This window comes from Paenalcaligenes niemegkensis (assembly GCF_022230885.1).
Taxonomy (GTDB): Bacteria; Pseudomonadota; Gammaproteobacteria; order Burkholderiales; family Burkholderiaceae_B; genus Paenalcaligenes; species Paenalcaligenes niemegkensis.
Genome location: NZ_JAKGCT010000004.1, coordinates 1,189,213 through 1,201,042 on the forward strand (window position 1 = coordinate 1,189,213; position 11,830 = coordinate 1,201,042).

Here is an 11,830-nt window from a genome sequence, read left to right on the forward strand (position 1 = left end):
CGGAATTTCTACAATGTCGACTGTTAAACATGCAAAAGTACTTATTTTGGGCTCTGGCCCAGCAGGTTATACGGCAGCAGTATATGCTGCCCGAGCTAATCTTAACCCCGTATTAATTACCGGGATGGAACAAGGTGGGCAGTTAATGACCACCACTGATGTAGAAAACTGGCCTGGCGACGGCAATGGCGTTCAAGGACCGGACTTAATGGCTCGTTTCCAGGCTCATGCCGAACGCTTTGAGACAGAGCTGATTTTTGATCAGATCGCCTCGGTTGATCTTAGCAAGCGTCCCTTTACCTTACACGGTGATGGTGGCAATTTATACACCTGCGACTCATTGATCATTTGTACCGGTGCCTCCGCGATGTACTTAGGCCTGGAGTCAGAACAAGCTTTCATGGGACGTGGTGTTTCAGGTTGCGCAACGTGCGATGGTTTCTTCTACAAAAACCAAGACGTCATCGTGGTTGGTGGCGGTAACACTGCCGTAGAAGAAGCATTGTATCTGTCTAGCCTGTGCAAAACCGTTACGGTTGTTCACCGCCGCGATACGTTTCGCTCTGAGCCCATTTTGACTGACCGTCTAATGGATCGCGTACAGAATGGCAATATTAAGTTAAAACTATTTCATGAGCTTGACGAAGTGCTGGGCGATGCATCTGGTGTCACCGGTGTGCGTTTGCGCAACAATCAGACGGGTCAGACCGAAGATCTCGCTTTAACGGGTGTCTTTATTGCCATTGGCCACCACCCCAACACGGAAATCTTCCAGGGTCAGGTACACATGAAAGACGGCTACATCATTACCAAGTCAGGACACGAGGGCATGGCTACCATGACCTCAATTCCCGGGGTATTTGCCGCCGGTGATGTACAAGACACTATTTACCGCCAAGCGATTACCAGTGCCGGAGCTGGTTGCATGGCAGCACTCGATGCACAGCGCTGGCTAGAAAATGAAGGCCAGTTGGAGAATGAAGACCAGTAAAAGCAAGTCGAGCAAGCCTCAGCTTGCCGACTTGAAAACCCTTCACTCAAACAGAGCGTCATTGGCACAGAGCCCTCCTGAAGGGGGAATACTGCGTCCATGACGCCAAAGGCGCTGGCGGCCGCTAAGTACAGCTCACCAGAAAGCAATAAGCTTAAAAATGAATTTCGCGAACTGCTCCAGACTGATATTGTTCAAAAACCTTTGCTTTCAAGCGCAGATAAAAAGTTATTTGAGCAGGAAATGCACAGTGTTCAGCCGCTAACACCTTCGGGACGGCAACTCTTCCCACCATTAAGCGACAATCATCGTGAGCAACACTCTGCGAACCGCCTTAACGCTGTTGGCACCGATGTACCGGTTCTGGTTCTGGCGCAAACCTCTGACCACTATATTTCTCCCCTTTTCGAAGACGACCCAACTGAGTTTCTCAGCCCGGCTTGTGGAACAGATGTAATGCGTAATCTGAAAAAGGGCCGTTGGCCCATTTTGGCCAGCCTTGACCTGCACGGCGCTACTCTAGACGATGCAAGAGTTTTGGTGAGCAACTTCGTCGATCAATGCATTGAACATCGTATTAAATGCGTGCGCATCGTTCATGGAGTTGGCTATGGTTCTAAAGGCAACGGCCCCATACTGTTACCCACTGTGCGACGCTGGCTTGCACAGCTGCATGACGTTCTAGCCTATACCGAGTGCGCGCCCCACGAAGGCGGCAAAGGGGCTGTCAAAATTGTATTACGTACCTACAGGTAACCTTAATCATGGCTTGGGTATATTTAAGTATTGCCATCGCAGCAGAAATCATCGCTACCACTGCTCTTAAAAGCAGCGAATCCTTCACTCGCTTGTGGCCCAGCCTAATTACAGCACTGGGTTACGGAATAGCTTTTTATTTCTTATCGCTATCACTGCGCAGCATACCCATCGGTATCGCTTATGCGGTCTGGTCGGGTGTAGGAATCGTAGCAATATCGATCATTGCCTGGATTGTATTTAAGCAGCAGTTAGATTTGCCTGCCTTACTGGGCATCGGCCTGATTGTGGCAGGCGTGCTGGTTATTAATATAGCGTCTAAATCAGCACATCTGTAGCGCCAGGACGGGCCGAGCTGTCTCATGCCTACGAGCCTGCAGGTGAACTATAAAAAACAAAGGCCAACAGGATCACTGTTGGCCTTTGTTTTTTTATGTTGTTGTTATAGATACTGCTTTATATAGATACCGCAATCTGCGGCTGCCCTGTTAAGTCGGGCTGCATAGTCTCCTCACCTGCATGAAACGTATTGTGCATTAGTTTATAAGCTTTAACACTTAGGGAATGCACTGATACGTTTAGAAATTCACTTAGGCGTCGGCCTTGTTCTGGGCAGCCTTTCCGTGGGCTTTACCGAAGTTTTGATCTACATACGATGCCGCAAAAGCATCAGGGTCAGGTATAGCGCCACGTTGCTTAGCCCAGCCACTATACTTATTCCAGATACGTCTGATGTCGTTTTTTTGTTCGGACGACCACTGCACTTGTTCACTGATCACATCAAGCCAGCCGCCCCTGATTTTATAAATGTGATGTAAATGAGGCTCGATGCGTTTTACGTCATGCCGCTTATCATCGCTGAGCTCGCCAATAATGTGAAGCACATAGTATTCAAGTAGGGAGATAAGTTGTGTGTCCTCCTGTGATCGCCTCATCTTGGCTCCTGGTAATAGCTTTATATCAAACACTAAATAAAAAATAAAACAGCAAGGCTCAGACTTCTTGACCAAAGCTCACGCATTTAGCATGAGCTACCCGAGGCCTTTGCCCAATGGCCCCATTCTAGGCACCTAATAAGACTTCTTTCTTACAGCCGTATGAAACAATGACACTGATTAAGCGCTTTATCCAAAAACGCTGTTGACACGGCTTAAAGATCTCTCCCTATTCGCTTAGGCAGCATAAATCAATAAAAATAGGCAACTCTTTGCTTTGAACATCGGGGAAAACACGTAGTCCGGCGAAACAGGCAAATAAAAAATAAGCTGACTGCTGAATAATACGTAACTGGTCTACCGATGCCTCATTGTTTTTTCGTTTATAAATGCCTTGAATCTAAGGCATTTAATGCCTCTGACAGGGTGCGTACCGCATAGCTATTAGTTTCACTCACTATATTGCAGTGCAGCAAAATTTCGCCTTACTCGTGAATAAAAAAGGTCGATTTTTTATTAATAACAAAAATCCCCCTCTGGCCCTGCTCCTCATTTTGTAAATATCGGCCCGGCCCTACTCCTCGTCTACGACCAAAGTCGCCTATTGCACGGTGTTAACTCGTTCTATATTGCTTCAAACAGAGCGCCTGTACGCGCCAACTCCACCCGCACTGCTCTTGTGCCTACGGAATTTCGATGCATAGAATCATCAACCCATAAGGAGACATAACGATGACTTCGCCCAACGATGTCGTGTCGGCGGTGACAAAACACCCCGCATATCAAGAACTACTACGAAAACGTAATCGCATGAGCCTGACTTTCTTCGGCCTGACGGTTGTGATTTACGCTGGCTTTATTTTGACCCTGGCTTTCGATCCGGAACTATTTAGCCGCCCAGTCGGCAACATGACCATGACCATCGGTGTACTGAGTGCAATTCTGGTTCTCGTCAGCGCGGTGATTCTGGTCTCAACCTACGTCTACATTTCAAATAAAGTCTATGACCCCTTATTGGCAAAAATCGTGAGGGATGTAGCATGATAAAAACCCTTCTAAGTCTGGGATTTTTAACCCTGTTCAGCGCTAATGCGGTTGCCGCCCCTCCTAATCAAGCCAACACCTCTGCCATCGTTATGTTTTTGGTGTTTATTGCGGCAACCATGGGCATTACCTGGTGGGCAGCGCGCCGCACACACACCACCTCCGACTTCTATACCGCAGGCGGCGGATTAACCGGCTTTCAAAATGGTCTGGCCATTGCGGGAGATTACCTCTCGGCCGCTTCTTTCCTGGGTATTGCCGGCATGGTCTACGTCAGTGGTTTTGACGGCATGATCTACGCCATTGGCTTTATGTTCGGCTGGCCCGTCGTGATGTTTTTAATTGCCGAACGCCTGCGTAACTTGGGCCGTTATAACTTTGCCGACGTAACGTCGTTTCGTTTGTCACAAACCCCCATGCGTATTTTGGCAGCCAGCGCCTCCCTGCTGATTATTGCCTTGTACTTAATCGCTCAAATGGTGGGTGCAGGCAAACTTATCGTGCTGCTGTTTGGCCTGGACTACAACGTTGCGGTTGTTATTGTGGGCTCGCTCATGATGATATACGTGACATTTGGCGGCATGACAGCCACCACCTGGGTTCAAATCATCAAAGCGGTATTAATGCTGGTGGGTGCCACCTTAATGACTGGCCTGGTACTGGCAGCCTTCCACTGGGATATCGATGCATTACTCGCCGAGGCGGTCGCTACACACCCCACAGGACACTCCATCCTTGAGCCCGGCGCTGCTGTCAGCAGTAATCCGTTAAACGCATTGTCATTGGGTATTGCCCTGGCGTTTGGTACCGCTGGCCTACCGCATATCCTAATGCGTTTCTTTACCGTAGCCGATGCCAAAGAAGCTCGTAAATCCGTTATTTACGCCAGTAGCTTCATTGGTTATTTTTACCTCCTTACCTTTATTATTGGCTTCGGAGCGATTGCCCTGCTGATTCAGCATCCCGAGTATTTCCAAACTGGCCCTGACGGTTCGTTTGACATGCTTAACAGCCTGATTGGCGGCACCAATATGGTTGCGGTGCATCTGGCCAATGCTGTAGGTGGTGATTTACTGCTTGGCTTCCTGGCTGCAGTTACCTTCGCTACAATTGTTGCTGTAGTCGCAGGTCTGGCTCTGGCCGGTGCTGCTGCCATTTCGCATGACTTGTACGCTAACGTCTTTGCCAAAGGACGCGCTACCGAAAAAGATCAATTGCGCATTTCACGCATTTCAACGGTAGTCCTGGGTGTACTGGCCATTTTGCTGGGCATTATTTTTGAGAACCAGAACGTAGCCTTCATGGTCGGACTGGCCTTCGCTATCGCTGCCAGCGCCAACTTCCCAGTGCTCGTGCTTTCCATCGCCTGGCGTGGCTGCACCACTCGCGGAGCCACAACCGGCGGCTTCCTGGGGCTGGTAACTGCAACCGTATGGGTTGTGCTTAGCAGCACTGTCTGGGTCGATGTATTCGGTTTTGCCGAGCCCATTACCCCATTCCCCAACCCCGGCATTTTGTCTATTCCTCTGGCATTCTTTTCTATCTGGTTATTCTCAACATTAGACAATAGCGCTCGCGCCACTAAAGAACGGGCAGCATTCGATGCTCTTACCGTACGCAGTCAAACAGGTATTGGTGCCTCGACAGCCAGCGCTCATTGATCCATTAGCCATTCTTAATTAGGTAGTATTTAACAGGGTACTTCGGTGCCCTGTTTCTACTTATGGACACGTTATTACGATATGCACAATTATAAAAATAACGCATGGCATAATCCCACCATGACTGAATTGTTAATTGCTGATGATCACCCTCTATTCCGCGAGGCATTACGTGGTGTTGTTGCCCGCTTATTTCCAAGTGCGGCCATATACGAAGCTGATCGGATATCCAATTTATATGCTTTGGTTGACGACCACCCGGACGCCGATCTATTACTGCTCGATTTAGATATACCCGGAGCAATTGGTTTTAGTGCCTTAGTGCATTTGCGCGCAACATATCCATCACTACCCATTGTGATCGTTACTGCACACGAAGAGGCTCGTTTTATACGCCGGGCACTCGAGCATGGCGCGATGGGGTTTATTCCCAAATCCATTGACTCCCAGAACCTGGGCATCGCCCTACAGGAAGTGCTAGACGGGGGGACGTGGTTGCCTGAAGTTTCTATCTCAACCCCGGGTATTAGTGTTGACGAAAGAAAAGCGGCGGCGCAATTACGCGAACTGACTCCCCAACAGTTTCGTGTCCTGCAGATGGTCAGCACTGGTCAACTGAATAAGCAGATTGCTCATGAGCTTAATGTGTCAGAAGCCACTATCAAAGCCCACATGACGGCCATACTGCGCAAGCTGGGCGCTTCAAATCGCACCCAGGCCGTATTAATTGCAAGCCGCCTTGGCCTCAGTCAAGACGAGCCCAGTGAAACTAATATTCTTTAATTTGAGCCGTTAAAAAAGCACGCAATGAGGCTGGCTTAACAGGCTTGGTCAAGACCAGATACCCATACTGGCGCGCCGCAGCCTTGAGTTCATCACTCCCATCTGCGGTTAGTAGCGCCCCCTGCACGTGAGGCGCTTGCTGGCGCAGCAGCTGAAGAGCTTGCAATCCATCAAGCCTATCGTGCAAGTGGTAGTCGACCAGAAGCACATCGGGGCTCAGCGCCATTTTTTCGATGGCGATATCTACCGTGGTGGCGCTAATGATGTGTACACCCCACCGGCTCAGCAATGCCTCCATGCCCGCCATGATATCGAGGTCATTGTCCAGGCAAAGCACCCGCAGACCAGCCAAAGTATGACGGTCATTGGGCTTGGCCGACTCATTGGCCTGCCCGTCACTGACATTGGCAGAATGAGTGATAGGCACACGTATGGAAAACATGCTGCCGTGCCCTACTTTTGACCGTGCATCGAGCTTATGGCCCAGCAACAGCGAGATCCGCTGGCAGATGGAGAGCCCCAGGCCAAGGCCACGGCCATCCCAGTCAAAGGGTTGCTCGTAGCGATGAAATTCAGCGTAAATCTGCTGAATGTGATGAGGCGGGATGCCCTGGCCGCTGTCCCATACCTGGAACTCGACTTCGTCGCCCCGAACACGTGCACTGAGGATAATGCGCCCCTCTTGTGTATAACGTAAGGCGTTTGCCAGAAAGTTCTGCAGTACCCGACGCAAGAGACGGTGATCACTATAGACCTGTACAGGACGAGCATGTATACGCAGCGTCATGCCGCGGCGTGCAGCCATAGGCGCATATTGATCTGCCAAATGCTGTAGCAGCTGTTGTGCATTGATCACTCCCAGCTCGGGCTTTAATGCGCCTGCATCCAGGCGAGAAATATCCAGCAAGCCCTCAAGCAACTCTTCCGCCGTGCGCAGCGAGGTATCGACACGCTCGGCAAGATGAGGCATCTCGCTGCTATCACTGGTGTCTCTTAAAGCAGAGGCAAATAAACGGGCAGCATTAATGGGCTGCAGCACATCGTGACTGACAGCGGTTAAGAAACGGGTACGGGACTCTTGTGCCTGCTCTGCCTCTTGAGTGCGCACAGCGACACGCTGTTCAAGATTGTCATTCATCTCGCGCAACTCCCGCTCAACGCGCTTGTAATGCGTGATATCACTATAGCTTGTAACGTAGCCGCCCCCGGGAAGAGGACGGCCACGTAGTTCTATAACCTGCTTATCGTTCAATGTACGCTGTGATACATAAGATGAACCTTCGCGCATGAATTGAATGCGGCGTTCTATCGCCTGTTCAATATCTGTGCCTTTTACACGCTCTATTTTTCCACGCTCGGCATTAAAACGAATCAGGTCTGCGACTGGCCTGCCAACGTATAGCATGCCACCCGGGTACTTAAACAATTGCTGATAGCTCAGGTTCCAGGCGACCAAACGCATCTCTGCATCAACCACACTGACCCCCTGATCAATATTCTCCAGGGTAGTGAGCAAGATATCCCGGTTGAAGCGCAGCTCTTGACCTGCTTCATCAAGCACCGCCACAATGGCGGCCACTTCCATGCCAGAGCCACGTAATGCACTGGTCAGTACAAGACGGGCCGAAGCTGCGCCCACTGCAGCAGCTAACAGCAGTTCGGTAAAATGTACCCATGCGTTGTTGGCTCGCAGCCCTGGCTCAAGGGGCTGATGCTGCTGCCTTGCCTGGGCTTCAAAAGCACGCTGCGCAGTTTTCTCTCCCACGATACGACCCGCCAGCAGCAATAAGTCGTGTACCGACAAATCACCATACGAATGTCGGGAAGCCAAGGCCTGACGTTCAGCGTAAGGGTTTAGAAAAGGCTCGGCACGCAGTCGGTCTCCGAGACCAGGCCGCCTGCGCAGTGACACCCATAGAAAAGCACCGATATTGCATAATAATGACCAGAAGGTACCGTGCGTCAAGGGGTCCCAGCCCTCTACCCCGAATAGCTGATAAGGACGCAACCACGACAGGCCAAAGGGGCCATAAAGCAGCCAGTCGTCGGCCAGCCAGCCCACTTCTGTCAGAGTGGGTAATAGCAAGGTATAAACCCAAATGCCAAAACCGAGCAACAAACCGGCCTCAACCCCCTGGCGGCTGGCCCCACGCCAGTACAAACCGCCAATTAAGCCCGGGCCGAACTGAGCCACCGCTACAAAAGCCATTAGCCCGTAAGCAGCCAGAGCCGTATCACTGCCGCTGAGCATGTAATAGCCATACGCGACTCCGGCCAAGGCCATAATCGCCACGCGGCGGATCCACAAGACGGTAGAAGCCACGTTGCCCTGCTGGTACTGGGCCCAGCCCCGACGCAACAACAAGGGCATTACGAGGTCATTGCTGACCATGGTCGAAAGTGCGACGCTGGTAACGATAACCATACCGGTGGCTGCAGAGAAACCACCGATGTATACCATTAGGGCCAGGCCCACCTGATTCTGCGATAAGGGAAGCGCCAGTACAAAACTATCCGGCGCCACCATACCTGAGCCCGTGCCAAACAAGCTGACGCTGGCCGCCGCAATCGGCAACACCATCAGACTGATGACGATAAGATAGCCACCAAATAACCAGCGGGCCCGCCGTATATCGACGACGTCCCCGCACTCGACAATCGCGACATGAAACTGGCGGGGCAGGCAAATAATGGCTGCAAAAGCCAGCAATGTCTGGCCAACAAACCCCACAGGAGGTGTGTTCTCGAATAGGGCACTGACAGCGCCCACCATATTGAGTTCTGCATGACCAAACCAGCGCACAGCAAACAAACCGACGGCAACAAGCGCCACAAGTTTGACTAAAGACTCAAAGGCCACTGCCAGCATCAGTCCAGGCCTGTGCTCGGTGGCATCCACTTGCCTTGTGCCGAACAATATCGAAAACAGAGCCATTAAGATCGCCACATACAAGGCGGGATCGCCCAGGACACTAGTATGAAAGTCGGTGCCAGCCAACACGCTCAGACTAAGGGCTACCGCCTTGTACTGCAAAGCCAGGTATGGTACCGCCGCGACCACCGCCATACCGGCCACCATGGCTGCAAGGCGCTGGGAACGGCCATAGCGACTGGCCATGAAGTCAGCAATGGAAACGGTATTCTGAGACTGGGCCACCAAAGCAAGCCGCTCGATAATCCGCCACCCAAATATCAGCATCAGCAAAGGACCCAGATAAATAGGCAGGAACCCTACGCCATACCGTACGGCCGAGCCTACCGCTCCATAAAAGGTCCATGAGGAGCAATAGACCGCCAAGGCTAAACTGTATACCGCAGGACGCAGCCATGGGCGCTGGGTATATAGGGGATTTCTATCCCCGATCCACGCGATAGCGAACAGGATTGCCGCATAAATCAAAGAGGCCAATACGACCCATCCTGGCTTCATTAATACTGTCTCCTACTTTGGTATAACGCGATGATATGCCTCGCGATTGTGAGTAATAATAAGACAGTTGCTTCAGGGCCACCACCATGACGAAAAATTATGATCATACCGGCCAGCCAGCTGTCACAACCAATACTCAAACTATCGTCCGTTTCTTGCAAGATCACGTGCCTTTTGGGCAGATGGAACAAACGCACCAGCTGTATTTAGCTGATCACTGCGAACTCCGGTCTTTTAAAGCAGGCGATATATTGTTTTCCCCTGAATCAGGTCAGGTAAAACGCTGGTATTTGTTGTTCGACGGCGAAGTAAAAGGCATACGGCAATCGGCCTCGGCCGATCATCCCGACGAGCGTTTTTCCTTAACGCCTGGCGATGCTTTCCCTGTGGCTGCTCTTCTTGGCGAACGCCCTACCCGAACCCAATATACTGCTGCCACGGCATGCCAATGCCTGGTTCTTCAGATTGAGCCGTTCGAACGCTTGCTACATGCATCTGAGCCCTTTCGCCTGTTTGCCTTTCAAGGGATAAGTCCCCTGCTTGCTTCGCTACAGCAGCAAGCCCAGGCACAAGCGGCCCGGATTCCAGGCGACGATCAGTCACTAGACACCCCGTTGCAGCAGTTACTGACACGCACGCCTGTTAGCTGTACTCCTGACACCACGCTTGAGGCAGCGGTCAAGCTCATGCATGGGCACCAGGTCAGCAGCGTAGCCATCACCGACGAATCTGGCAAGCTCGAAGGCATTTTCACCCTTCGTGATTTACGTCGTGTATTTGCTGATGCCTCCGTTAAACGGAGCGACCGCATCTCTGGCCTGATGACCAAAACGCTGCATGTGCTTGAAGCCCGGCATAGCGCTTACGATGCCGCCATGCTCATGACCCGGCACCACATAGGTCACGTTTGCATCGTCGAAAACGGGCATCTTGCAGGAGTGCTTTCCGAGCGTGACCTTTTCGCACTGCAGCGTGTGGACCTTGTTCGCCTGTCGCGAGCCATCCGTTACGCCGACAGCGTCAACAGCCTGCAGCAGCTACGCTCTGAAATGCCACGGCTGGTCAACAGCATGCTGGCTCATGGTGCACAGGCCATGCAGATCACCGCATTAATTACACAGCTTAATGACCACACAACCACGCGCATTATCGAACTCATGCTTGCCAGCCATGGCAATCCGGATATTGAGTTTTGCTGGCTGGCCTTTGGCAGCGAGGGCCGCCATGAACAAACGCTGTTAAGCGATCAAGACAACGGCATACTTTTTTTAGTAACAGCCCAGCTGAAACCGAGGCTTTTCGCCAGACTCTTTTACCCATCGCCCACGATATCAATCAGGCGCTGGACCAATGCGGATTAACGCTCTGTCCTGGCAATATCATGGCGAGCAACCCCGAACTCTGTCTCTCGTTTGGCGAATGGCAGCACAAGTTTGCGCACATTATCCAACTGCCAGACCCCAATAACCTGCTGGCAGCGAGTATCTTCTTTGATATACGCAACTTATGGGGTAATGAGTCCGCCTTGCCAAGGCTGATGCCATACCTGTTAAGCCTGATCAGCGATCATCCCCAGTTTCAACGTATGATGGCCGAGAACGCGCTGCAGTATCGCTTGCCGCTTAGCGGCGTGTTTGATCGTATAGGGCATGCCCTCGGAATTTCCGACAATACTATCAATTTAAAGACTGAAGCCTTAAGCCCTTTTGTCGACGCCACACGCATTTTGGCCCTGGCGTATGGCATAAGCCAGGCTTCGACCTTGCTTCGTCTGGAGCAGCTGGAACACAAGGGTGCCATTAGCCGGGAAGACGCCCATGCTTTTCAGGGCGCTTATAAATACTTGCAGTTGCTGCGCATGCAAGAGCATTTGCAGCAAAGCCAGAATCAACAGCCATTAAGCAATACGCTTGATCCCGCTTCGTTAAATCCGCTAGAACGCAAAATTCTTCACGAATCCATACGCCAGGCTCACCGCCTTCAAGAGCTGCTGCGTTTCAAGTATCAACTTTAAGGATGAATACCCGATGGTTATTATTGTGCCTGCTCCCAATCTGCTGTAATAACGGTACACGTTATATTAAGCTCAATCCCTAAGGCAAAGACCTACGCACAGGCTAATAAATAGTACTTTTTAAACACGATAGCGAATCTTCAGTTTTAGAATGACACCTGCTACTGAAATGCTAAAAAACACCCCAACAATAAGGCGATCTTTTATCGTCAAATG

At 51.2% G+C, this 11,830-nt stretch carries 10 protein-coding genes; 8 read left to right on the plus strand and 2 right to left on the minus strand.

Annotated elements, in window-relative coordinates:
* Positions 1–13 precede the first annotated feature (13 nt).
* From trxB to L1889_RS09780, 3 genes are all read left to right on the plus strand, one after another.
* Positions 14–991, plus strand: coding sequence for a thioredoxin-disulfide reductase (gene trxB, locus L1889_RS09770; RefSeq protein ID WP_238664966.1), 978 nt, complete (start codon positions 14–16; stop codon positions 989–991).
* Between the two features lie 99 nt (positions 992–1,090).
* The gene (locus L1889_RS09775; protein ID WP_238664967.1) at positions 1,091–1,747 is read left to right on the plus strand and encodes a Smr/MutS family protein; all 657 of its coding nucleotides are present in this window, start codon (positions 1,091–1,093) and stop codon (positions 1,745–1,747) included.
* Positions 1,748–1,755: 8 nt separating this feature from the next.
* Entirely contained in the window at positions 1,756–2,085 is a 330-nt protein-coding gene (locus L1889_RS09780) for a DMT family transporter (RefSeq protein WP_257793885.1), read from the plus strand.
* A gap of 252 nt (positions 2,086–2,337) precedes the next feature.
* On the opposite strand, the gene L1889_RS09785 is transcribed toward L1889_RS09780, so the two are convergent.
* On the minus strand, positions 2,338–2,682 hold the full coding sequence (locus L1889_RS09785; protein ID WP_238664968.1) for a hypothetical protein: 345 nt from the start codon (positions 2,680–2,682) through the stop codon (positions 2,338–2,340).
* A 732-nt stretch (positions 2,683–3,414) separates the two neighbouring features.
* Between L1889_RS09785 and L1889_RS09790 the strand changes: the two genes are divergently transcribed.
* From L1889_RS09790 to L1889_RS09800, 3 genes are all read left to right on the plus strand, one after another.
* A complete protein-coding gene (locus tag L1889_RS09790) occupies positions 3,415–3,726 on the plus strand; it encodes a DUF485 domain-containing protein (protein WP_238664969.1) in 312 nt (103 codons plus the stop codon).
* The gene (gene actP, locus L1889_RS09795; RefSeq protein ID WP_238664970.1) at positions 3,723–5,387 is read left to right on the plus strand and encodes a cation/acetate symporter ActP; all 1,665 of its coding nucleotides are present in this window, start codon (positions 3,723–3,725) and stop codon (positions 5,385–5,387) included. Before L1889_RS09790 ends, actP begins: the two co-directional genes overlap by 4 nt.
* Before the next feature lie 120 nt (positions 5,388–5,507).
* The gene (locus L1889_RS09800) at positions 5,508–6,170 is read left to right on the plus strand and encodes a response regulator transcription factor (protein WP_238664971.1); all 663 of its coding nucleotides are present in this window, start codon (positions 5,508–5,510) and stop codon (positions 6,168–6,170) included.
* Here L1889_RS09800 and L1889_RS09805 read toward each other — a convergent pair.
* Positions 6,157–9,600, minus strand: a complete 3,444-nt coding sequence (locus L1889_RS09805; RefSeq protein WP_238664972.1) for a hybrid sensor histidine kinase/response regulator — start codon at positions 9,598–9,600, stop codon at positions 6,157–6,159. The genes L1889_RS09800 and L1889_RS09805 overlap by 14 nt on opposite strands.
* Positions 9,601–9,686: 86 nt before the next feature.
* Between L1889_RS09805 and L1889_RS09810 the strand changes: the two genes are divergently transcribed.
* Positions 9,687–10,961, plus strand: coding sequence for a DUF294 nucleotidyltransferase-like domain-containing protein (locus L1889_RS09810; RefSeq protein WP_257793886.1), 1,275 nt, complete (start codon positions 9,687–9,689; stop codon positions 10,959–10,961).
* Positions 10,943–11,614, plus strand: coding sequence for a putative nucleotidyltransferase substrate binding domain-containing protein (locus L1889_RS18425; RefSeq protein ID WP_257793974.1), 672 nt, complete (start codon positions 10,943–10,945; stop codon positions 11,612–11,614). The genes L1889_RS09810 and L1889_RS18425 overlap by 19 nt, the downstream gene beginning before the upstream one ends.
* Positions 11,615–11,830: the final 216 nt, after the last annotated feature.

What these genes read in the sequence shown, in the direction of transcription:
- L1889_RS09805 (WP_238664972.1), bottom strand. Translation starts at nt 9,600, where the DNA reads ATGAAGCCAGGATGGGTCGTATTGGCCTCTTTGATTTATGCGGCAATC.
- L1889_RS09775 (WP_238664967.1), top strand. Translation starts at nt 1,091, where the DNA reads ATGACGCCAAAGGCGCTGGCGGCCGCTAAGTACAGCTCACCAGAAAGC.
- actP (WP_238664970.1), top strand. Translation starts at nt 3,723, where the DNA reads ATGATAAAAACCCTTCTAAGTCTGGGATTTTTAACCCTGTTCAGCGCT.
- L1889_RS09785 (WP_238664968.1), bottom strand. Translation starts at nt 2,682, where the DNA reads ATGAGGCGATCACAGGAGGACACACAACTTATCTCCCTACTTGAATAC.
- L1889_RS09810 (WP_257793886.1), top strand. Translation starts at nt 9,687, where the DNA reads ATGACGAAAAATTATGATCATACCGGCCAGCCAGCTGTCACAACCAAT.
- L1889_RS09780 (WP_257793885.1), top strand. Translation starts at nt 1,756, where the DNA reads ATGGCTTGGGTATATTTAAGTATTGCCATCGCAGCAGAAATCATCGCT.
- trxB (WP_238664966.1), top strand. Translation starts at nt 14, where the DNA reads ATGTCGACTGTTAAACATGCAAAAGTACTTATTTTGGGCTCTGGCCCA.
- L1889_RS09790 (WP_238664969.1), top strand. Translation starts at nt 3,415, where the DNA reads ATGACTTCGCCCAACGATGTCGTGTCGGCGGTGACAAAACACCCCGCA.
- L1889_RS09800 (WP_238664971.1), top strand. Translation starts at nt 5,508, where the DNA reads ATGACTGAATTGTTAATTGCTGATGATCACCCTCTATTCCGCGAGGCA.